Annotated in this window: 19 protein-coding genes and 1 other RNA gene; 11 read left to right on the top strand and 9 right to left on the bottom strand. The window is 72.2% G+C overall.

What is annotated here, in order from left to right:
- Positions 1-120 precede the first annotated feature (120 nt).
- Entirely contained in the window at positions 121-597 is a 477-nt protein-coding gene (smpB, locus tag ABEA42_RS11205; protein ID WP_345503341.1) for an SsrA-binding protein SmpB, read from the top strand.
- Positions 594-2,531 (top strand): DUF2207 domain-containing protein, encoded by a 1,938-nt coding sequence (locus ABEA42_RS11200; protein ID WP_345503340.1) that lies wholly within the window; start codon positions 594-596, stop codon positions 2,529-2,531. The genes smpB and ABEA42_RS11200 overlap by 4 nt, the downstream gene beginning before the upstream one ends.
- Positions 2,532-2,643: 112 nt before the next feature.
- Here ABEA42_RS11200 and ABEA42_RS11195 read toward each other — a convergent pair whose 3' ends face one another.
- The 3 genes from ABEA42_RS11195 to ABEA42_RS11185 form a co-directional block, all read right to left on the bottom strand.
- Positions 2,644-2,817: a CsbD family protein gene (locus tag ABEA42_RS11195; protein WP_345503338.1), complete on the bottom strand. Its 174-nt coding sequence runs from the start codon at positions 2,815-2,817 to the stop codon at positions 2,644-2,646.
- A 165-nt stretch (positions 2,818-2,982) separates the two neighbouring features.
- Positions 2,983-6,363, bottom strand: coding sequence for a pyruvate carboxylase (locus ABEA42_RS11190; RefSeq protein ID WP_345503336.1), 3,381 nt, complete (start codon positions 6,361-6,363; stop codon positions 2,983-2,985).
- 171 nt (positions 6,364-6,534) lie between these two features.
- Positions 6,535-7,149 carry an NAD(P)-dependent oxidoreductase gene (locus ABEA42_RS11185; protein ID WP_345503334.1) on the bottom strand — a complete coding sequence of 205 codons (615 nt, stop codon included), beginning with the start codon at positions 7,147-7,149 and terminating at the stop codon, positions 6,535-6,537.
- Positions 7,150-7,235: 86 nt separating this feature from the next.
- Here ABEA42_RS11185 and ABEA42_RS11180 point away from each other — a divergent pair, with 86 nt between their 5' ends.
- Positions 7,236-7,649, top strand: coding sequence for a winged helix-turn-helix transcriptional regulator (locus ABEA42_RS11180; protein WP_345503333.1), 414 nt, complete (start codon positions 7,236-7,238; stop codon positions 7,647-7,649).
- Between the two features lie 36 nt (positions 7,650-7,685).
- On the opposite strand, the gene ABEA42_RS11175 is transcribed toward ABEA42_RS11180, so the two are convergent.
- The gene (locus ABEA42_RS11175) at positions 7,686-8,708 is read right to left on the bottom strand and encodes an NADP-dependent oxidoreductase (RefSeq protein ID WP_345503331.1); all 1,023 of its coding nucleotides are present in this window, start codon (positions 8,706-8,708) and stop codon (positions 7,686-7,688) included.
- 237 nt (positions 8,709-8,945) lie between these two features.
- On the bottom strand, positions 8,946-9,587 hold the full coding sequence (locus ABEA42_RS11170; RefSeq protein ID WP_345503330.1) for a fasciclin domain-containing protein: 642 nt from the start codon (positions 9,585-9,587) through the stop codon (positions 8,946-8,948).
- A gap of 238 nt (positions 9,588-9,825) precedes the next feature.
- Between ABEA42_RS11170 and ssrA the strand changes: the two genes are divergently transcribed.
- Positions 9,826-10,192: a transfer-messenger RNA gene (gene ssrA, locus ABEA42_RS11165) on the top strand.
- A gap of 155 nt (positions 10,193-10,347) precedes the next feature.
- Positions 10,348-11,190 carry a phosphatase PAP2 family protein gene (locus tag ABEA42_RS11160; RefSeq protein ID WP_345503328.1) on the top strand — a complete coding sequence of 281 codons (843 nt, stop codon included), beginning with the start codon at positions 10,348-10,350 and terminating at the stop codon, positions 11,188-11,190.
- Here ABEA42_RS11160 and ABEA42_RS11155 read toward each other — a convergent pair.
- From ABEA42_RS11155 to ABEA42_RS11145, 3 genes are read right to left on the bottom strand one after another with little or no spacing between them, the layout of a single operon-like run.
- Complete coding sequence (locus tag ABEA42_RS11155) at positions 11,166-11,807, bottom strand: hypothetical protein (protein ID WP_345503327.1); 642 nt, start codon at positions 11,805-11,807, stop codon at positions 11,166-11,168. The genes ABEA42_RS11160 and ABEA42_RS11155 overlap by 25 nt on opposite strands.
- A 53-nt stretch (positions 11,808-11,860) precedes the next feature.
- Positions 11,861-12,244, bottom strand: a complete 384-nt coding sequence (gene trxA / locus ABEA42_RS11150) for a thioredoxin (RefSeq protein ID WP_345503326.1) — start codon at positions 12,242-12,244, stop codon at positions 11,861-11,863.
- Positions 12,245-12,248: 4 nt separating this feature from the next.
- On the bottom strand, positions 12,249-12,860 hold the full coding sequence (locus ABEA42_RS11145) for an SIMPL domain-containing protein (RefSeq protein WP_345503325.1): 612 nt from the start codon (positions 12,858-12,860) through the stop codon (positions 12,249-12,251).
- A 98-nt stretch (positions 12,861-12,958) separates the two neighbouring features.
- Between ABEA42_RS11145 and ABEA42_RS11140 the strand changes: the two genes are divergently transcribed.
- From ABEA42_RS11140 to ABEA42_RS11125, 4 genes are read left to right on the top strand one after another with little or no spacing between them, the layout of a single operon-like run.
- Positions 12,959-13,678 carry a class I SAM-dependent methyltransferase gene (locus tag ABEA42_RS11140; protein WP_345503324.1) on the top strand — a complete coding sequence of 240 codons (720 nt, stop codon included), beginning with the start codon at positions 12,959-12,961 and terminating at the stop codon, positions 13,676-13,678.
- Between the two features lie 9 nt (positions 13,679-13,687).
- Complete coding sequence (locus tag ABEA42_RS11135) at positions 13,688-14,221, top strand: hypothetical protein (RefSeq protein WP_345503323.1); 534 nt, start codon at positions 13,688-13,690, stop codon at positions 14,219-14,221.
- A 17-nt stretch (positions 14,222-14,238) separates the two neighbouring features.
- Positions 14,239-15,741, top strand: coding sequence for an amino acid permease (locus ABEA42_RS11130; RefSeq protein WP_345503321.1), 1,503 nt, complete (start codon positions 14,239-14,241; stop codon positions 15,739-15,741).
- A 17-nt stretch (positions 15,742-15,758) separates the two neighbouring features.
- On the top strand, positions 15,759-17,234 hold the full coding sequence (locus tag ABEA42_RS11125; protein WP_345503319.1) for an NAD-dependent malic enzyme: 1,476 nt from the start codon (positions 15,759-15,761) through the stop codon (positions 17,232-17,234).
- On the opposite strand, the gene ABEA42_RS11120 is transcribed toward ABEA42_RS11125, so the two are convergent.
- On the bottom strand, positions 17,199-18,287 hold the full coding sequence (locus ABEA42_RS11120; RefSeq protein WP_345503317.1) for an LLM class flavin-dependent oxidoreductase: 1,089 nt from the start codon (positions 18,285-18,287) through the stop codon (positions 17,199-17,201). The two genes, ABEA42_RS11125 and ABEA42_RS11120, sit on opposite strands and share 36 nt — an antisense overlap.
- A gap of 74 nt (positions 18,288-18,361) precedes the next feature.
- On the opposite strand from ABEA42_RS11120, the gene ABEA42_RS11115 reads away from it, so the two are divergent.
- Together ABEA42_RS11115 and ABEA42_RS11110 are read left to right on the top strand one after the other, a co-directional pair.
- Entirely contained in the window at positions 18,362-18,760 is a 399-nt protein-coding gene (locus ABEA42_RS11115) for a VanZ family protein (RefSeq protein ID WP_345503315.1), read from the top strand.
- Between the two features lie 213 nt (positions 18,761-18,973).
- Entirely contained in the window at positions 18,974-21,361 is a 2,388-nt protein-coding gene (locus ABEA42_RS11110; protein WP_345503313.1) for a DEAD/DEAH box helicase, read from the top strand.
- The last annotated feature ends 12 nt before the right edge of the window (positions 21,362-21,373 follow it).

Below are 21,373 nucleotides of genomic sequence, written 5' to 3'. Positions count from 1 at the left end.
GGGGTCGGCGGAACCCGGGCACCAGGCGAAACCGCTGGCGGGGCCACCCCGTCCAACAGGTAGCGTTGGGATGCTGGGTCGGTTTCCCCGACCGGCGCAGGACGACGGACAGGACGGGCAGTGGCCAAGGAACAGGGTCGCAAGGTGGTGGCGAGCAACCGCAAGGCGCGCCACGACTACATCATCGAGGACACCTACGAGGCGGGGATCGCGCTCATGGGCACCGAGGTGAAGTCCCTGCGCATGGGCCGCGCCTCGCTGATCGACGGGTACGCCGCGTGGCGGGGGAACGAGCTGTGGCTCGAGGGCGTGCACATCCCGGAGTACATCCAGGGCACCTGGACCAACCACACGCCGCGCCGGCGCCGCAAGCTGCTCCTGCACCGCTCCGAGCTGGCCAAGATCGAGCGCAAGTCCTCCGAGAGCGGGCACACGATCGTGCCGCTCCAGCTCTACTTCAAGGACGGGCTCGCCAAGGTGGAGATCGCCGTGGCCAAGGGCAAGCGGCAGTACGACAAGCGCCACGCCCTGCGTGAGCGCCAGGACAACCGCGAGGCGCAGCGCGCGCTGAGCAGCAAGGGGCGCGCGCAGGCATGAGCCAGCTCGGGGGGACGGTCCGACGTGGCGGGCGACGTCGGGAACCGGCGGCGGTCGCGGCACTCGTGCTGGCACTGGCCGCGCTCGTCCTGGGGGGCGCGAGCGCGACCGCGGCGTCGTCGGACGACTACGCGAGCTCCTTCCACGTCGACTTCACCATCAAGCAGGACGGCTCGGTCGACGTCGCCGAGACGATCGCCTGGCACTTCCCGGACGGGGAGGCCCGGCACGGTATCGAGCGCTACGTCGTGGTCCGCGCCGGCTACCAGGACCGCGAGAACACCTACCGCGAGTACCCGATCAGCAAGGTGTCGGCGTCGTCCCCCTCGGGTGCACCCAGCGACGTGTCCGTGAGCGACGCGGCCGACGGCGCCTCGGTGCGGATCCGCGTCGGCAACCCCGACCAGACGGTGTCCGGCACCCAGCGCTACGTCGTGCGCTACACCCTCGAGGCGATCGTCAACGGATTTCCCGACCACGCCGAGCTCTACTACAACCTCGTGGGCTCCGCGAACGACGCCCTCTACGAGAACGTCAGCGCCTCGGTCACCGGGCCCGGCCCGGCCGACCGGGCCGAGTGCTTCTACGGCGAGCTCGGGTCGACCGACCGCTGCACCGCCACACCCGGGGCGACGGCGCAGTTCAGCGCTCCTCGGGTCGAGCCCGGCCAGGGCGTCTCCATCCTCGCGTCCCTGCCGCGTGACGGGTTCGGGGCGCTCGAGCCGGTGCTGCACGAGGGCGAGGTCAGCAGCGACGGAGGGGTCGTCACCACGCAGACCTCGAGGGCGCTGGGGGCACTGGCCCTCGGCACCGGCGCCGCGCTGCCGCTCCTCGCGGCCGGCCTCATGGGGACGCTGGTCTACACGCGGGGCCGTGACGAGCAGTACGCCGGCCTCACCCCCGGCCTGGCCCCCGGCGCGGGGGAGAGCGCCCCGGTGGTGCGCGGGGGCAAGCGCGTCACCGCCGTGCAGTTCACCCCTCCCCAGGGCGTGCAACCGGGGCTGGTCGGCACCGTCATCGACGAGACGGCCAACACGGTCGACGTCTCGGCGACGCTGGTCGACCTCGCCGTCCGCGGCTACCTCACCATCGAGGAGACCGAGAAGGGCGCGTTCCGCAGCAAGGACTGGCAGCTCACCCGCACCGCCCCGACGGCCGAGCAGGCGCGCACGCCCCTGCAGCCCTACGAGGAGGCCCTGCTGAACGGGGTGTTCTCGACGGCCTCGTCGGTGCGGCTGTCCTCCCTGAAGAACCACTTCAAGCCCACCCTGAGCCGCGTGCAGGGGCTGATGTACGACGAGGTCGTGCGACGCGGCTGGTTCCGCCGCTCGCCCGCCGCCCAGCGCGGTGCCTGGACGACCTTGGGCAGCCTGATGATCTTCGGGCCGATCTTCGCCTCGGTGTGGCTCGGGGGAGCGGTCTCGCGCCTCGGGGCCGGCAGCGGCTCCCCGGTGCCGCCCGGGTTCGCCCTGGCCGGCGGCTGTGCCCTCGCCGGCGCGATCGTGGTGTTCCTCGGGCGCCGGATGGCGGCGCGCACCGCGGCCGGCAGCGCCGTGCTGGCCCAGTCCGAGGGCTTCAAGCAGTACCTCGTGACGGCCGAAGCCGCCCAGATCCGCTGGGAGGAGGCGCAGGACGTCTTCAGCCGCTACCTGCCCTACGCGATCGTGTTCGGGGTGGCGTCCCAGTGGGCGGCGACCTTCGAGAAGGTCGCCGAGGCCGCGGCCGCCGCCGGCCACGTGGTGACCCCACCCCTGTGGTACCTCGGCGGCAACTTCGGCTCGTTCAGCGGCATCGCCGACGGCATGGACTCGTTCGCGACGACCGCGGGCGGCACCTTCACCAGCACCCCGGGCAGCTCCGGCGGCTCGGGCTTCTCCGCCGGTGGCGGGTTCTCGGGCGGCGGTGGCGGCGGCTCGTCAGGCGGCTCCTGGTAGGTCCGCCGCCCCACGCACCGACGGCCGCACAGCACGACGGGGGCCGTCCGGCGACCCGGGACCCTGACGGATCCGAGGTGCTGGACGACCCCCGCGGTGCGGTGGCGCGCCGTCAGTGCTTGAAGGCGTCCTTGACCTTCTCCCCGGCCTGCTTGACGTCGGCCTCGGCCTGGTCGGCACGGCCCTCGGCTTCGAGGCGCTCGTTGTCGGTGGCCTTGCCGGCCGCCTCCTTGGCCTTGCCCATGGCGTCGTCCTTGCTGTTGTCCAGCTTGTCGGTGAGTCCCATGACTGCACTCCGTTCGTCGGGCCTGTGGTGCTCTCGGACAGCACGGTCAACGGCCGCTTCTTGACCCCCGTGCCCTTCGACCGTAACCCGAACCCCACGAAACCGCAGGTCAGCGGTGGTGGGCTGGGGCCCGAAGGCTGCGACCCGAGGACTACGACCCGAGGGCTACGACCCGAGGACGAGGAGCAGGTCGCCGCCCTCCACCTGCTGCTGGGAACCGATGGCCAACCGGGAGACCGTCCCCGCCACGGCTGCGGTGATGTTGGCCTCCATCTTCATGGCCTCGATGGTGGCCACCACCGCGCCGGCCTCGACGGCGTCGCCCTCCTCGACCGCCAGGCTCACCACACCCGCGAACGGGGCCGCGACCTGCCGGTGGTCGGACGGGTCGGCCTTCTCGGCTGCCTTGACGTCCACCGCGACCTTCTCGTCACGGACCTGGATCGGGCGCAGCTGGCCACCCATGGTGAACATGACCGTGCGCATGCCCCGGTCGTCGGCGTCGGAGACCGACTGCAGGCCGATGAGCAGCCGCTTGCCGGGCTCGAGGTCGATCTCGTGCTCGTGGCCGACCTCGATGCCGTGCAGGAACTCGCGGGTGCCCAGCACGGCGAGGTCGGAGTAGGCGTCCCTGGACTTCTCGAAGTCCTTGGTGGGCCCGGGGAACAGCAGGCGGTTGAGGGTCTGGCGCGGCGCGGCCCGCAGCGCCTCGGCGTCCTCGGGCGACAGCTCGGTCACCCGCGGCTTGGGGTTGCGGCCCTCCAGCGCCTTGGTGCGGAAGGGCTCCGGCCAGCCACCGGGCGGGTCGCCGAGCTCGCCGGACAGGAAGCCGATGACCGAGTCGGGGATGTCGTACTTCGTGGGGTTGGCCTCGAAGTCGTCGGGGTCGGCCTTGGCGCCCACGAGGGCGAGGGCCAGGTCGCCGACGACCTTGCTGCTCGGGGTCACCTTGACGATGTTGCCGAGGATGCGGTTGGCCGCGGCGTAGGTGTCCTCGACGGCCTCGAAGCGGTCGCCGAGCCCGAGGGCGATGGCCTGCTGGCGCAGGTTGGACAGCTGGCCGCCGGGGATCTCGTGCGTGTAGACCCGACCGGTCGGGGCGAGCAGGCCCGACTCGAAGGGCGCGTAGACCTGCCGCACGGCCTCCCAGTAGGGCTCGAGGTCGTTGACCGCCGTCAGGTCCAGGCCGGTGGCGCGCGGGGTCCCGTCGGTCGCCGCCACGAGGGAGGACAGCGACGGCTGGCTGGTCGTGCCGGACATCGCCGCGCTCGCGGCGTCGACCGCGTCGACCCCTGCGTCGATCGCCGCGAGGAGGGTGCCGAGCTGGCCGCCCGCGGTGTCGTGCGTGTGCAGGTGCACGGGCTGGTCGAACCGCTCGCGCAGGGCGGTGACCAAGGTGCGCGCAGCCGGAGCCCGCAGGAGGCCCGCCATGTCCTTGATGGCGATGATGTGCGCGCCGGCCTCCGCGATCTGCTCGGCGAGGCGAAGGTAGTAGTCCAGGGTGTAGAGCTTCTCGCCCGGGCTGGTGAGGTCACCGGTGTAGCAGAGCGCGACCTCGGCGACGGCGGTGCCGGTCGCGCGCACGGCGTCGATGGCGGGGCGCATCTGGTTGACGTCGTTGAGCGCGTCGAAGATGCGGAACACGTCGATGCCGGTGGCCGCGGCCTCGGTGACGAACGCGTCCGTGACCGCGGTGGGGTACGGCGTGTAGCCGACCGTGTTGCGCCCGCGCAGCAGCATCTGCAGCGGCAGGTTGGGCATCGCCTCGCGCAGCTGGGCGAGGCGGTCCCACGGGTCCTCGGCGAGGAAGCGCAGGGCCACGTCGTACGTCGCGCCACCCCAGGCCTCGACGCTGAACAGCTGGGGGGTAAGCCGGGCGACGTGGGGTGCCACGTGCATGAGGTCGCGGGTGCGCACGCGCGTCGCGAGCAGCGACTGGTGGGCGTCGCGGAAGGTCGTCTCGGTGACGGCGACGGCCTCCTGTGCGCGCAGGGCGTCGGCGAAGGCCTGCGGCCCCTCACGCAGCAGGCGGTCCCTGGCACCCGGCGGCAGCGGTGCCGTGGCGTCGATGGCGGGCAGTTTGGAGCGCGGGGAGATGCGGGTCCGACCCGGCCCGTGCGGCTGGTTGACCGTGACCTCGGCGAGGTAGGTGAGCAGCTTGGTGCCCCGGTCGGCGGAGATGCGCGCGGTCCGCAGCTCGGGGCGCTCGTCGATGAAGGCCGTCGACAGGCGACCGGCCTGGAAGTCCGGCTCCTCCAGCAGCGCCTGCAGGAAGGGGATGTTGGTGGAGACGCCACGGATGCGGAACTCCGCGAGCGCCCGGCGGGCGCGCCGTACGGCCGTGGGGAAGTCGCGGCCCCGGCAGGTGAGCTTGACGAGCATCGAGTCGAAGTGGGCACCGATCTCCGCGCCGACGAAGACCGTGCCGCCGTCGAGGCGCACGCCGGCGCCGCCGGCCGAGCGGTAGGTCGTGATGCGGCCGGTGTCCGGGCGGAACTCGTTGGCGGGGTCCTCGGTGGTGATGCGGCACTGCAGCGCGGCGCCGCGGATCTGCAGCGACTCCTGCGAGAGGCCGAGGTCGGCGAGGGTCTCGCCGCTGGCGATGCGCAGCTGGGAGCTCACGAGGTCGACGTCGGTGATCTCCTCGGTGACGGTGTGCTCGACCTGGATGCGAGGGTTCATCTCGATGAAGACGTAGCGGCCGTCGGGGGCGAGGAGGAACTCCACCGTGCCCGCGTTGACGTAGCCGATCTCGCGGGCGAACGCGACGGCGTGCGCGCACATCTGCTCGCGCAGGGCCGGGTCGAGGTTGGGCGCCGGGGCGATCTCGACGACCTTCTGGTGCCGCCGCTGGACCGAGCAGTCGCGCTCGAAGAGGTGGATGACGTTGCCCTCGGCGTCGGCGAGGACCTGCACCTCGATGTGGCGCGGGCTGACCACGGCCTCCTCGAGGAACACGGTGGGGTCGCCGAACGCGGACTCCGCCTCGCGCATGCACGCCTCGAGCGCGTCGCGCAGGTCCTCGCGGCGCTCCACGCGCCGCATACCGCGTCCGCCACCGCCGGCCACGGCCTTGGCGAAGACGGGGAAGCCGATCTCCTCGGCGCCCGCGACCAGCTCGTCGACGTCGGTGCTCGGGGGAGCGCTGCGCAGGGTGGGCAGGCCGGCCTTCTTGGCCGCGGCGATGGCTCGCGCCTTGTTGCCCGTCAGGTGGAGCACCGAGGCCGGGGGCCCGACGAAGGTGACCCCCGCAGCGGCGCAGGCCTCGGCCAGGTCGGGGTTCTCCGACAGGAAGCCGTAGCCCGGGTAGACGGCGTCGGCGCCGGCCTCGACCGCGGTCCGCACGATGCCCTCGGGGTCGAGGTAGGCCCGGACGGGGTGGCCGGGCTCGCCGATCTCGTAGGCCTCGTCGGCCTTGAGCACGTGCTCGGACTTGCGGTCCTCGTAGGGGAAGACCGCGACGGTCTTCGCCCCGAGCTCGGTGGCCGCCCGGAAGGCCCGGACCGCGATCTCACCTCGGTTGGCGACGAGCACCTTGCTGAACACGAGACCTCCTGCGGGAGCTGCGGGGAAGACCACTGGGACGAGCGTGCACGAGGAGTCTATTGAGCGCCCGGCTGGTGAGATCGACTGACCGCTATGCGGACGCGCCGAGGGCGGACCGGGTGTCCGGTCCGCCCTCGGCGGGTCTTGGCGCGGCGCCTGTGCGCCGTGCGGTCAGCTCGCTGCGGTGAAGCGACGACGCCGGTGCCGCGGCTGCTCCAGCTCGTCCACGAGGGCCACGGCGTAGTCCTCGGCGCTGATGTGGTCGCCTACCGGGTTGTCCAGCCCCAGGGTGAAGGTGCCCGTGCGCTCGCCGGGCGCGATCACCGGGGCGGGGGAGAAGAACGTCCAGTCGAGGTCCTCGGGGGCCGCGAGGAACAGGTCGAGGGCCGCCGCGCCCGAACGCGCCTCGGCGAGGTACTCGGCCGGGAAGCCGTCGCTGTCCAGCAGCCGCGTGCCGTCGGGCAGCAGGAGCGACCCGGCGCCGCCCACGAACACCACCCGGGCGCCGCCGGCGTGCTCGATGAGGTTCTGGGTGGCGGCCAGCCAGGGCTCGTGGCTGCCGCCGGTGCGGCTCGGTCCTGTCGCGGAAACGATGACGTCGTGGGACGCGGCGGCCTCGCCGACCGAGACAGGGTCGCCGAGGTCACCGGCCGCGGACTCGACACCCTCGATGCCGGTGTCGGCTCCGCGCCGGGAAAGCGCGGTGACGTGGTGGCCGCGCGCGACCGCCTCGCGGGCGATGCGGGTGCCGATGGTGCCGGTGGCTCCGAAGAGGGCGATCTTCATGGGTGCTGCTCCTGTGGTCGCGAGAGGGTGGAGACTCCGACGGTAACCAGTAGTTACTGAGTACTTCAACGTGCTATAAGTACCTCATGGTTACCAAGACTACGCTGCGACCGGACCCCACAGCCGGGGTGCGGGGGCGCGGCGACGCCTTCGACCCCGAGTGCCCGACCCGCGTGGTGCTCGACCGGATCGGCGACAAGTGGACCGCGCTGGTGATCGGGGCGCTGTCCGGTGGCGTGCTCCGGTTCTCCGAGCTGCGCGCCGCGGTGGGCGGGGTCGCGCCGAAGGTGCTCACCCAGACGCTGCGGGCCCTCGAGCGCGACGGGCTGGTCACGCGGACCGTCCGCGCCCAGGTGCCCCCGAGGGTCGACTACGAGCTCACGGACCTGGGCCGGTCGCTGGGGGCGCCCATCGCCACCCTGACCGACTGGGCGGAGACCCACGTGGCCGACATCCTCGCCGCGAGGGACCGCTTCGAGGCTGCCACCGGCCGGCCCTGAGCGGGCCGGGGCGCGGTGGCCCCGCCCGGCCGAGGGTCAGAGGCGGACGACCATCTTCCCGGTGTTTCCGCCGCTGAGCAGGCTGCGGAAACCCTCGACGGCGCTCTCGATGCCCTCGACGGCGGTCTCGCGCCACGCGATCCGGCCGTCGGCGAGCCACGCCGCCATCTCGCGCTCGAACTCCGGGCGCAGGTCCTCGTGGTCGTTGACCAGGAAGCCGCGCAGGGTGAGCCGCTTGCCGATGGCCTGGAAGAGGTTGCGCGGGCCCGGGGCCGGCTCGGTGGCGTTGTAGGCCGAGATGGCGCCGCACATGGCGACCCGACCCTGCGGGCGAAGGGAGGAGATGGCGGCCTCGAGGTGGTCGCCTCCCACGTTGTCGAAGTAGACGTCGATGCCGTCGGGAGCAGCCTCGCGCAGCCCCTGCGCGATCGGCTGGGCCTTGTAGTCGACGACGCGGTCGAACCCGGCCTCGTCGACCGCCCAGCGCACCTTCTCCGGGCCGCCGGCCGAGCCGACGACGAGCGAGGCGCCCTTGAGCCGCGCGATCTGGCCGACGAGGGACCCGACCGCGCCCGCGGCGGCCGACACGAAGACGCGGTCGCCCTCCCGCAGCTCGGCGGTGCGGAGCAGGCCGGCGTACGCCGTGCGGCCGGTCATGCCCATCACGCCGAGGTAGGCCGACGGCGAGGCGAGGCTCGTGTCGACGACGCGTGCGTGGCGGCCCTCGACGAGGGCGCGGGTGCGCCAGCCGTACGGGTGCAGCACCGTGTCGCCCACCTGGACCGAGCGGCCGGTCGCGTCCGCGACGTCGCCCTCGACCGCCTCGACCACACCGACGGCGTCACCGGTCATGGGCTGGCCCAGCTCGAAGGGGGCCACGTAGGACTTCGCGTCGTTCATCCGGCCGCGCATGTACGGGTCGACGGACAGGAAGGTGTTGCGCACGAGGACCTGGCCGGGTGCCGGGGCGCCGAGCTCCGCCTCCACGAGGGAGAAGTCGGCGTCGACGGGCTCGCCGTGGGGGCGGCGGACGAGGTGCCACTGGGTGCTGGTCGTCACGGAGAAGTGCCTTTCACGAGGGGGAGGGCCGAGGAAACAGGCCCTTGGTCGCAACCTGCCCTCCCGTGGACCTGTTCCCGTTCGGGGTGGGAGGTGGGATGCGCCACACCACCACCCGGACAAGGCCGCGGGAGGGTCCATGGCGCCAGCCGTGGTGTCGTCCCGGTGGTGGCACGACGCGGCCGCACGGCCGTGGCAGGAAGCACCACGGCCGTGCGGTCGGCCTGTCACCGCAGGTCAGAGGTCGAGCGGGCGCAGCACCTCGGAGACCCCGTGGGCGATCTGGACGTTGCCCTTGTTGATGTCCGGGGCGACGACGCGGGCGTTGAGGTCGTTGGGGTCGGCGTCCTTGAGTCGGACCTCGTGCTTCGAGACGACCTTCACCGTCAGGGTCCCGCCACCGGCGGTGGTCAGGGTGGCCCCGTCAGAGCGCAGGGCCTGACGGTAGGTGACCGTGGCGCCGGGCACCACGTGGTAGAGCAGCACGGCCTCGACCGTGGGGATGCCCAGCGAGGCCACGTCGGCGAACACCGCGGACTCCGAGGTGTACGTCTTGCCCGTGAGGTCCGAGGCGAGCCGGCGGAAGGCTCGGTCGGTGGGCAGGAACGCCGTCAACGGCACCGTGCCGTCGGCCAGCACCGCCACCGGGGAGTCCGGCTTGGCGGCGAGCACGGCGTGCACGGCGTTGTCGACGATGTCGAAGTCGTCCCAGTTGCGGTCGAAACCCGAGCCGTCCTTGGCGAGGACGGCCGCCAGGCTGCGGGTTCCGCTCGGTCCGTGGTCCGCGTCGTGGGCGGAGGCGGAAGGGGCGACGGCCAGGGCACTGGCCACGGCGAGGCCGAGGGCGGCCACGGAGGTGGTGATGCGTCGTACGGACATGCGTGTCTCCTTGATCCACTGCGGTGTGGACTGACCCGGACAGCGGTCACCGCGTCGCCACGGTCCGGACCCTGCAGCCGTGTTTCGGAGCGGGTCGGGAACCGGATTGGACAAACCTTGGACAACCTCCTCGACGGGAAATAGATGCAGGAGGTGCCGGCGTTGGACGCTACGATCGACGAGACAACTGAACAGCGTGTGTGTGAGCACCCCGTGCGCCAGAGCAGCACCGGAGCATGGGGGTGATCGGTTTCGACATTGGTCGGCATGTCAGGGGAAGCGGGTCGAGGATGCCTGGTTATCTCGTAAACGCTCCCGGCAAACCAATAGGTGCCAATTCCAAGCGCACCGACTTCGCCCTCGCCGCCTGAGCGAGCCACGAAGTCCGTCAGCCTGAGCTAGTTCTCGACTCAGTGTCTGGCGTCAGCTAGAGAACTTGCTGCGCAGCCATGTCGGGGGGCTGCGCGGGACTCTCACTCGACTGGGCCCGTCAGCGGACGTGTGCGCGCGAGCGCTGGGGCCGAGAAAATCCACAGCGCACTGCACCCGGAGAAGCCCTGGTTTCCCGTCAATGGACGCGGGTTCAATTCCCGCCACCTCCACCATCGTGCCAACACACGCGCACCAGCTGTCAGGAGGGCCCGGCTCAGGCGCCGGGCCCTTCGTCGTCCCCGCGTCCGTCGCCGGCCACGGGTCCCTCGTCGTCCCCGCGCCACGCGGCGTCCCGTGCACCCCCGGCGTGACCTGCGAGGATGGCGTGGTGCTGCACGACGACACCCCACCCGAGGAGCGGATCGGTCCCCGCGACCTGACCGCCTGGCCCACCCCGGTGGGCCGCGCGCTCGCCCGGACCGCGGTGGTCGCCGGCCGGGGAGCGGCACGCCTCGGCTCGTGGGGAGCCGCCAACCTCGTCCTCGTCCTGACCGCGCTCGCGGGCGGCCTTGTGGTCGTCGGCATGGTCGCGCTCACGGCCCAGGTCTACGAGTCGGTGGTCGAGGCCGACGGGCTCGCGGGCCTCGACCGCCCCGTGCTCGACGCCGCGGTCGGCCTGCGCAGCAGCGGTCTCGACCACGCCGTCACGCTCTACACGGACGTGGGCGGTCCGGTGGGCATGCCGGTGCTGGCCCTCTTGGCGACGCTGGTCATGGTCATCCGGTGGCGCTCACGGACCCCGGTCGTCCTCATGGTGATCGCGGCTGCTGGGTCGCTGGCGATGACCATCGCGGGCAAGGACCTCGTCGCCCGGGCCAGGCCGCCGCAGGCACTGGCGGTGCCGCCCTTCGAGACGTCCCCGTCGTTCCCCAGTGGGCACACCCTCAACGCCACGGTCCTCACCGGGGTGGCGGTCTACCTCGTCCTGCGTCGCGTCGAGTCCCGGCGGGGGCGCGTCGCCGTCGTGGCTGCCGGCGTCGCCTTCGTCCTGACCATGGGCCTGAGCCGGGTCTTCCTCGGCCACCACTGGCTGACCGACGTGGTGGCCGGCTGGGCGCTCGGCCTTGCCTGGGTCGCCGTGGTGGTGACGGCCCACCGGCTGCGCCTCACCGTGCGCAAGGACGTGCACGAGTCCGCCCCGGCGGTTCAGGCCAGGTCCGCCACCCAGTGATCGCCCTCGGCGCGGAAGCCGAGCCGGGCGTAGTACGGGTCGAGCATCCCGGGCGGCGTCACGATGCGCCGGATCCCCTTGCCGCGGAACAGGCCGCTGCTGCGGTACACGAACTCGCCGGGTGAGAAGTCCCGGAACCGGGGCGTGACGTAGTCGAGCTCGACCTGCGCGACCCCGTCGCCTGCGTCGCGCACGACGACGACCCCGACGGTCTCGTTGCCGCGCTCGACGAGGTAGGCGCTGCGGCCCTCGCCCAGGGCCGGGCTGCCGTTGGCCGCGACGGTCTCGAACCGCGGGAAGTACCTGCGGATGTCGGCGGCCTGCACCTTGAGGAAGTGCTGGAGGTAGGCCTCGTCCGGACCGACCGCCACCACCTCGTAGACCTTGTCGTCCCCGCGCTCGCGCAGCAGCCGGGTGATGAACACGACGTTGATCCCGGCGATGACGACGTTCATCGCGACCATCGGCCAGACGTGCAGGAGCGAGTTGAAGACGGTGAGCGTGCAGCTCGCGACGAGGTTGAGCAGCCGGAAGCGCAGCACGCGGGCCTGCAGCAGGGAGAAGACGAGCAGGGACGAACCCACCCAGCCGAGGACCTGCACCCACCACGATGTCATGGGTGCAGTGTGGCGCACCGCCGGGAACGTGCCCCAACGGTGCGCCCCGCAGGTCAGCTGCCCGGCTGCGCCGCGCCGGCGCGCTGGGCCTCGACGTCGGCCTTCACGGCCTCCATGTCCAGGCCCTGCACCTTGCTGATGACGTCCTCGAGCATCGGCGCGGGGAGGGCCCCGGCCTGGGCGAAGACGAGGATGCCGTCGCGGAAGGCCATGAGCATCGGGATCGAGGTGATGTTGGCAGCGGCAGCCAGGGCCTGCTCGGCCTCGGTGTCGACCTTGCCGAAGACGATGTCCGGGTGCTGCTCGGAGGCGGCCTCGTAGACCGGTCCGAAGCGCTTGCACGGACCGCACCACTCGGCCCAGAAGTCCACGAGGACGGTGTCCTCCTCGAGGATGGTCTTCTCGAAGTTCTGCGCAGTCAGGGTCGTGCTGGCCATGTGCCTACTTCCAGTCCCAGCGGACCACGACGGTCGTGGTCACGGTGTTCTCGCCCAGCTCGACGAAGCCGTCCGTCGTGCGCGCGGCCATCAGGGCCATCCGCGGCTGGGGTCCGTTGTCGACAACGTCGGTGACGGTGCGGACCTTCCCGAGCGTGCGTCCGGCGAGCGCGGCGTACTGCTCCGCCTTGGCCCTCGCGTCGCCGAAGGCGGCCTCGCGGGCGCTCGCGAGCAGGGGGCGTGGGTCGGCCACCTCGAGCCCGAGGTGGTCGATCGTCAGGGCATCGCCGGCCGCCCCCGCGAACGCCGAGACCAGGCTCCCCGCACGTGAGGGGTCGCGCACGGTGACCGAGAGGTTCTGGTACGCCGTGTACCCGACCACCGCGACCCCCTCACGGTCGTGCCTCGGGTGCACGCCGGTGTCGGTCGTGGCCAGGTCCCTGGGCTCGACGCCGTGGTCCCGTGCGGCCTGGGCCAGGGCAGCCGCCCTGCCGGTCGCGTCGGACAGTGCCGACGAGACGTCGTCGCCCTCGCAGCGGACCCCGACCCGCAGGCGCACCACGTCCGGGACCGCGGAGGCCCGACCGCTGCCGCTCACCTCGATGTGGCTGCTCACCGGTCCAGCCTAGGTCGTGGGGGAGCCGACCGGGCCTCTCTTGTCGGGTGGACGTGGTTGGCTGGTGTCGCACCGTCGGAGAGGACAGGAACCACCGCATGACCCAGCACGTCGAGACCTCGGCCCCCTCAGCCACCGCGAGCCGCTCGCCGTCCCCGGCGGACATCGACCTCGAGCAGGTTCGCCGCTACTGGGACGAGTTCGCCTCGGAGTACGACGACTACCCCGACCACGGCCTGCTCGACCCCGACATGCGCGCCGCCTGGAAGGACCTGCTGCGCACGTGGCTGCCGGCCACACCCAGCCGGCTGGCCGACCTCGCCTGTGGCACCGGCACGCTGTCGGTGCTCGCCGCCGAGCTGGGCCACGAGGTCACCGGCGTCGACCTCTCCGAGCAGATGGTGGCCCTCGCCCGGGCCAAGTCCGCGCCGTTCGGCCGGGCGGTCGAGGTGCTCCACGGCGACGCCGGACAGCCGCCCCTGGAGCCGGGGAGCGTCGACGTCGTCCTCGCCAGGCACGTGCTGTGGACGCTGCCGGACCCGTTGGCGGCACTGCGCCGATGGGTGGGCCTCCTGCGGCCCGGCGGCAGGCTGGTCCTCGTCGAGGGACGGTGGGGACTGGAGGGTGCCGACGGCAAGCCGCCGGCCCCCTGGCGCGCCGGGGTCCCCTCGCAGGAGCTGGCCGCGGCAGTGCGCGACCTCGTCGGGGAGCCTGCGGTGGTGCAGCTCACCGACTCCCTCTACTGGGGCAAGGAGATCGAGCACGAGCGCTACCTGCTGACCGCCCGGTTGACCGCCCGGCAGGCGGACGCCCCGTGAGCGCCCACCATGGCTGACGAGGCCGTCCGGGACGGTGCGGCAGGCGCCGGACGCCCCTCGACACCACCCGGTACGGCGCCGACAGGGCCCGGTACGGCGCCGGAGGGCTCGGCGAGCCGGGCCGTGCAGGTCGTGGGCTGGGTCTTCGTCGTCCTCGCGGGCCTCATGGTCCCGTGGACGGTCTACCTCTCGGTCAACCTGCCCCGACACCACTTCGCCTCCCACTACGACCTGGCCTGGGGCGGGTTCGACGCAGCCATGCTCGTGTCGCTGGCCGCGACCGCCTGGTCCGCCCTGCGCCTGCACACCACGCTTCCCCCGCTGGCCGCCGTCACCGGGACGTTGCTGCTCACCGACGCCTGGTTCGACGTCGTGATGTCGCCGACGGCGCACGAGCGGTGGGTCGCGATCGCCATGGCGGTGGTCGTGGAGCTGCCCCTCGCGGGCGTCTGCCTGTGGCTGTCCGTGACCGGCCACCAGCTCGTCATCCGCCGCCTTCGCCGACACTGGGGGAGACGTCCCGGTTTGCGCCCCCGCTCCTGAGCCGTCACCCTCCTCGGGTGAGCGAACCCACCAGCCGCACCGCGACCCACCCGACCGAAGGCCCGGCCGACCCCGGCTCCCCGGACGCCGGCGCCACCCAGCTGCAGGCGGGTCTCAAGCCGCGCCACGTGACCATGATCTCCATCGCCGGGGTCATCGGGGCGGGCCTGTTCGTCGGGTCTGCGAAGGCCATCGCGACCGCCGGCCCGGCGGTGCTCGTCGCCTACGCGCTCGCCGGTGCGCTGGTCGTCCTCGTCATGCGGATGCTGGGCGAGATGGCCACCGCGCAGCCGGACACGGGCTCGTTCTCGACCTACGCCGACCGGGCGCTCGGCCGCTGGGCCGGGTTCTCCATCGGTTGGCTGTACTGGTGGTTCTGGGTCATCGTCATCCCCGTCGAGGCGACCGCAGGCGCCCTGATCCTGGGCGACTGGTTCCCCCCAGTGCCCCAGTGGGCCTTCGCCCTGGTGATCACCGGGCTGCTCGTCGTGACCAACCTTTTCAGCGTCGGCAACTACGGCGAGTTCGAGTTCTGGTTCGCGCTGGTCAAGGTCGTCGCGATCGTGGCCTTCATCGGGGCCGGTGTGCTCGCCATCCTCGGCGTCCTGCCCGGCTCGCACACCTCCGGCGTCGGCCACCTGTGGCAGGACGGCGGCTTCATGCCCCACGGCTTCGGCGCCGTGCTCTCGGCGATGCTCGTCACGATGTTCACGTTCATGGGCACGGAGATCGTCACCATCGCCGCAGCGGAGTCGCCCAACCCGGAGTCCGGTATCCGTCGCGCCGTGAACTCGGTGATCTGGCGCATCAGCCTCTTCTACCTCGGCTCGATCTTCGTCGTCGTCGCCCTGGTGCGGTGGAACGACCCGGCCCTCGTGGACGCGAACTCCGGCTCCTACCAGGTGACCCTCGAGCGGATGGGGCTCGGCGGGTTCAGCACCGTGCTGGAGCTGGTCATCCTGACGGCCGTGGCCAGCTGCCTCAACTCCGCCCTGTACACCGCGTCCCGCATGGCGTTCTCGCTCTCCACGCGGGGGGACGCCCCGGCCGCGTGGTCGCGCGTCACCGCCCGTGGCGTGCCGGCCAACGCGATCATCGCGAGCTCGGTGGTCGGCTTCCTGGGCGTCGTCGGCAACTACCTGCTGCCCGAGAAGATCTTCGGCTACCTGCTGGCGAGCTCGGGCGCCATCGCCCTGTTCGTCTACCTTGTCATCGCGCTGTCGCAGCTGCGGATGCGTCGCCAGCTCGACGCCGAGGGCGCCCGTCCGGCCGTGCGCATGTGGTTCTACCCGGGCCTGACCTACGCCACCATCGCGTTCATCGTCGCCGTGCTCGTCCTCATGCTCGTGCGCGAGGGGCACCGCCTCGAGCTGGGGCTGAGCCTCGCGCTCGCCGCGGTCATCCTCGCCATCGGCGTGGCCCGCGGCCGCGGTCGCGCGACGAGCGACGGCCCGCGCACCGGCTCGGAGGGTTCGGTCGGCGAGACCGCCGGGACCTCGGTTCGGCGTACCGCGCGGTAATCGGGACAATGCACGGCATGACCGCCGTGCCCTCCGTGTCCAACTCCATCACCGTCCGCCTCACGCTCCCGGCCCGCGCCACCGCGGTCTCCGAGCTCACGGGGGTCATCGAGAAGAGCGGGGGACTGGTCACCGGTCTGGACGTCACCGCGTCCGGGGCGGACCGGCTCCGGGTCGACGTCACCGCCGCCGCCCGCGACACCTCGCACGCCGACGAGATCGTCGAGCAGATGCGGGGCGTCCACGGCGTCGAGATCGGCAAGGTGTCCGACCGCACCTTCCTCGTGCACCTCGGCGGCAAGCTGAAGATCGAGTCCAAGGTCCCGATCCGCAACCGTGACGACCTCTCGCTGATCTACACCCCCGGGGTGGCCCGCGTGTGCATGGCGATCGCGGAGAACCCCGCGGATGCCCGCCGGCTGACGATCAAGCGCAACACGGTCGCCGTCGTGACCGACGGCTCGGCGGTCCTCGGGCTCGGCAACATCGGCCCGCTCGGCGCGCTGCCGGTGATGGAGGGCAAGGCGGCGCTGTTCAAGCGGTTCGCCGACATCGACGCCTTCCCGATCTGCCTCGACACCCAGGACACCGAGGAGATCATCACCGCCGTCAAGGCGATCAGCCCGGTGTTCGCCGGCATCAACCTCGAGGACATCTCGGCCCCGCGCTGCTTCGAGATCGAGGCGCGGCTGCGCGAGGAGCTCGACATCCCGGTCTTCCACGACGACCAGCACGGCACCGCGATCGTCACCCTCGCGGCGCTGCGCAACGCCCTGCGCGTGGTCCGCAAGGACCTCAGCGAGTCGCGGGTCGTGCTGAGCGGGGCAGGCGCAGCCGGCACCGCGATCCTCAAGCTGCTCCTCAAGGCCGGCGCGCGCGACGTCGTCGTCGCCGACCAGTACGGCGTGGTGCACGCGGCGCGCGAGGACCTCGCCGCCGAGGGCCAGCACAACCTGCGGTGGGTCGCGGCCAACACCAACCGGCGCGGCCTGACCGGGACGCTCAAGGAGGCCGTGGCCGGTGCCGACGTCTTCATCGGCGTCTCGGCCCCCGGCATCCTCACCGGTGACGACATCGCGACCATGAACGACGACGCGATCGTCTTCGCCATGGCCAACCCCGAGCCCGAGGTCGACCCCATCGCCGCGGCGCAGCACGCTGCCGTCGTCGCGACGGGCCGCTCCGACTTCGCCAACCAGATCAACAACGTCCTGGTCTTCCCCGGAGTCTTCCGCGGCCTGCTCGACGCGGCGTCGACCTCGATCGACCTCGACGTGATGCTCGCAGCCGCGAAGGCGCTCTCCGAGGTCGTCCACCCCGACGAGCTCAACCCGGCCTACATCATCCCGAGCGTCTTCCACCCCGACGTCTCGAAGGTGGTCGCCGCGGCCGTCAAGGCCGCGGTGCTGGGTCAGAGCCCGGAAGCGGCCGAGCGCGCAGCCGTCGCCGAGGCGGCCTCACCCTCGCGCGACGAGGCCGAGCTCATCGGCTAGCAGCTCCAGGCTGCGCAGCTTGGCGTCGAGGTCGGGCGTCGGGGTCACGAGGGTGACCTCGTCGGCACCGGCCTCGTCCGCCAGCGCCGACAGCTCCTTCGCCACGTCGGCCGCGGGTCCTGCGAACACCCGGCCCTCGAGGCTCGGGGCCAGGCGGGCGTAGTCGTCGGACAGCCGGAACGCGCGGATGTCCGCGGCGCTCGGGCGGGTGGTGTCGCCGCTGCGGATGCGCCGCATCTGCAGTGCCCAGCCGGCACGGAAGTCGGCCGCCACCTCCTCGTCCTCGGTCGCCAGCGCGAGCACCGAGATGATGACGCGCGGGGTGTCACCCACGAGGCCGGGGCGGAAGTCGCGCCGGTAGGCCCGCAGGGCGTCGACCGCCAGCTCCGGCGCCATGTGGTGGGCGAAGACCGTCGTCATCCCGTTCGCGGCGGCGAAGGCCGACCCCCACCCGCTCGACCCGAGCATCAGCAGCTCCGGTGAGGTGTCCACCACCGGGGTCGCGAGGACGGCCTTGAAGGGGTGGTCGCCGGGCCAGCTGTCCGACAGGAACGCGAGCAGCTCTGCCGCCTGCTGCGGGAAGTCGTCGGCGGTCAGCGCCTCGCGCGAGCGGCGCAGGGCGAACGCCGTGAGCTGGTCCGTGCCGGGCGCCCGTCCGAGCCCGAGGTCGATCCGTCCCGGGTGGAGCATCTCCAGGGTCTTGAACCACTCGGCCACCTTCAGCGGCGAGTGGTTGGGGAGCATGATCCCCGCCGCGCCGACGCGGATCCCCGTGGTCTGGCCGGCGAGGTGGGCGATGAGGATCTCGGGAGAGCTGCTCGCGAGGCCGGCGAAGCTGTGGTGCTCGCTGATCCAGTACCGCGAGTAGCCGAGCCGGTCGGCAGCCTGGGCCACCCGCGTGCTCCGCGCGATCGCGTCCTGGGCGCTCAGCCCCGCGGGCACGTCCACGAAGTCGAGGAGGGACAGCGGCCGGGTACGCGGTGCGGTCGGCTCGGTGTCGGGCTCACTGGTCTGCGGTTCTGTCGTCGGTGCTGTCGTCGGTGCTGTCGTCACGGTCACCTCGGGGCCAACACCGTCGACCGGTGACCGATTCCTCGGCCACCAGCCACGCCGCCTACGCTGGTCGGGTGACCCAGCGGACCGACCACACCCTCCTGCCCGCGGGCACGACGGGAAGCGGCCGTTCCACGGTCCGGGTCGTCGCGGTCCTCGCGGTCCTGGTCCACCTCGCCGCGATCTACTGGCCGCGGGTCGACGTGGTGGGACCGGTGCCCTGGACCGACAAGGTCGTGCACGTGCTGCTCTTCGGGGTGCCGACCGTCCTGCTGCTGGTGGCCCGGCCGACGCGCCTGCACCCCGCGCTGGTCGTCGGTGCGCTCGCGCTGCACGCACCCGTGAGCGAGCTGCTGCAGCACTACCTGCTGCCGCACCGGTCGGGGGACCCGTGGGACGCGGTGGCGGACCTCGGGGGAGTGGTGCTCGGCGTCACCCTCGCCGTGGTCGGAAGGCGTCGCTGGCGCTGGTAGGATGAAGGTGCTCAGTTCGGCAGGCGCCTGGCAGCGCCACCGGAGGCACAGTGGCCTCACCACGTTTTCCCGACTCCGACTGAGCCCCACCGGATGACAACTGTTGGTCCGGTCCAGCGGGCGCTGACGCGCCTGAGGCTCGTCTTCATCGCTTCCCTCGCCAGGTGGCTCGAGACGTGTCTACCTCGAGCACCTGAAGTGAGTTGAACATCTGTGCCCAAGAACCTGCGATCCGGCGCGCCCAAAAAGGCTCGTTGGACCCCTGACCAGAAGGCTGCCGCGAAGAAGGGCCCCAAGAAGGCCCACCGCGGACAGTCGGCTGCCGGTGGCGCCGGCAAGTCCTCGTACGGCAGCCGCCCGGCCCGCGACGCGGACCGCCTCGCCCGCCGTGAGTTCGACCGTGACGACCGGCCGCAGCGCCGCGACTCCCGTGACGAGCGCCCGCAGCGCTCGTTCAACCGCGACGACAACCGTGGCCCGCGCCGCGAGTTCAACCGCGACGAGCGCCCGCAGCGCTCGTTCAACCGCGACGACAACCGTGGCCCGCGCCGCGAGTTCAACCGCGACGACCGCCCGCAGCGCTCGTTCAACCGCGACGACAACCGTGGCCCGCGCCGCGAGTTCAACCGCGACGACCGCCCGCAGCGCTCGTTCAACCGTGACGACCGCCCCCAGCGTTCGTTCGACCGCGACGACAACCGTGGCCCGCGCCGCGAGTTCGACCGTGACCAGCGGCCCCAGCGCCGTGACTTCTCCCGCGACGACCGCCCGGTCCGTCGCTTCGACCGTGACGACAACCGTGGCCCGCGCCGCGAGTTCTCCCGCGACGAGCGCCCCCAGCGCAGCACCTACTCCCGTGAGGACCGCCCCGTGACCCGCTTCTCCAACGACGACCGCCCCCAGCGTTCGTTCGACCGTGACGACAACCGTGGCCCGCGCCGCGAGTTCAACCGTGACGACCGCCCGGCCCGTTCGTTCGACCGTGACGACAACCGTGGCCCGCGCCGCGAGTTCAACCGCGACGACCGCCCGGCCCGTTCGTTCGACCGCGACGACAACCGTGGCCCGCGCCGCGAGTTCAACCGTGACGACCGTCCTCAGCGCTCCTTCAACCGCAACGACCGCTTCGACCGCGCCCCGCGCTTCGAGGACCAGGTCGACCCCGAGGCCGAGCGCATGGAGGCCGACACCTGGGTCAAGGCGACCCGCAAGAGCGTCGACGGCCCCGTGACCGTCGCCGAGGACAACGGCTTCAGCGCCCTCGGGCTCTCGGACCGCCTCGTCGAGCGACTGGCCCGCGACGGCATCACCACGCCGTTCCCGATCCAGGCCGCCACCATCCCCGACGCGCTGGCCGGCAAGGACGTCCTCGGCCGCGGCCAGACCGGCTCCGGCAAGACGCTGGCGTTCGGCCTTCCCGCGCTGTCGCGCCTCGACAACGGCCAGAAGGCGTCCCCGCGCCGCCCCCGCGCCCTGGTCCTGGTGCCCACCCGCGAGCTGGCCATGCAGGTGTCCGACGCGCTCGAGCCCCTCGTGCACGTCCTCGGACTGCGCCACAAGCTCGTCGCCGGTGGCCTGTCGTACACGACGCAGATCAACGCCCTCAACCGCGGTGTCGACCTGCTCATCGCCACCCCGGGCCGGCTCAAGGACCTGGTCGAGCGTGAGGCCGTCATCCTCGACGCCATCGAGATCGCCGTCCTCGACGAGGCCGACCACATGGCCGACATGGGCTTCATGCCCGAGGTGACCGCGATCCTCGACCAGATGCCCGCCGGGGGCCAGCGCATGCTGTTCTCCGCGACGCTGGACAAGGGTGTCGACAAGCTCGTCGAGGGCTACCTCACCGACCCGGTGACGCACTCCACCGACGACGCCAAGGCCTCGGTGACGACGATGGAGCACCACGTGCTGCTCATCGACCCGATGCACAAGAAGACCATCACCGCCGAGGTCGCCAACCGCTCCGGTCGCACGGTCGTCTTCGTCCGCACCAAGCTCGGGGCCGACCGCGTCGCCCTCCAGCTGCGCGAGCAGGGCGTCTTCGCGGCCGCGCTGCACGGCGGCCTCAACCAAGGCGCCCGCAACCGCGTCCTCGGTGCCTTCCGTGACGGGAGCCTGCCGGTGCTCGTCGCCACCGACGTCGCCGCCCGCGGCATCCACGTCGACGACGTCTCCGTCGTCCTGCAGGTCGACCCGCCGGCCGACCACAAGGACTACCTGCACCGCTCGGGCCGCACCGCCCGCGCCGGTGACAAGGGCACCGTCGTCACCCTGGCCCTCCCGCACCAGCGCCGCACCATGGAGCGCATGGCTCGCGAGGCCGGCATCGACGCGGTCCCGACCAAGGCGGTTCCCGGCGACGAGCGCCTCGCGGCGACCGGCGCCGTGACCCCGAGCGGCATCCCGGTCCCCGAGGACCAGGTCCGTCGCGTCCTCGAGGGTGAGAAGCGTGGTGGCCGTCGTCCCGGTGGACACGGTGGCCCGCGTGGCGGCGGCCCCCGCGGTGGCGGTCCCCGTGGCCCGCGCCAGGGCGGCAACCGCTCCTACGGCGACCGCCCCGGCGGCCAGCGCGAGCGCGGCAGCTACTCGCGAGGCTGACGCCCCACCGTC

The sequence above is a fragment of the Pedococcus ginsenosidimutans genome, assembly GCF_039544395.1.
Taxonomy (GTDB): domain Bacteria; phylum Actinomycetota; class Actinomycetes; order Actinomycetales; family Dermatophilaceae; genus Pedococcus; species Pedococcus ginsenosidimutans.
This window is presented reverse-complemented; position numbering and strand designations above follow the sequence as displayed.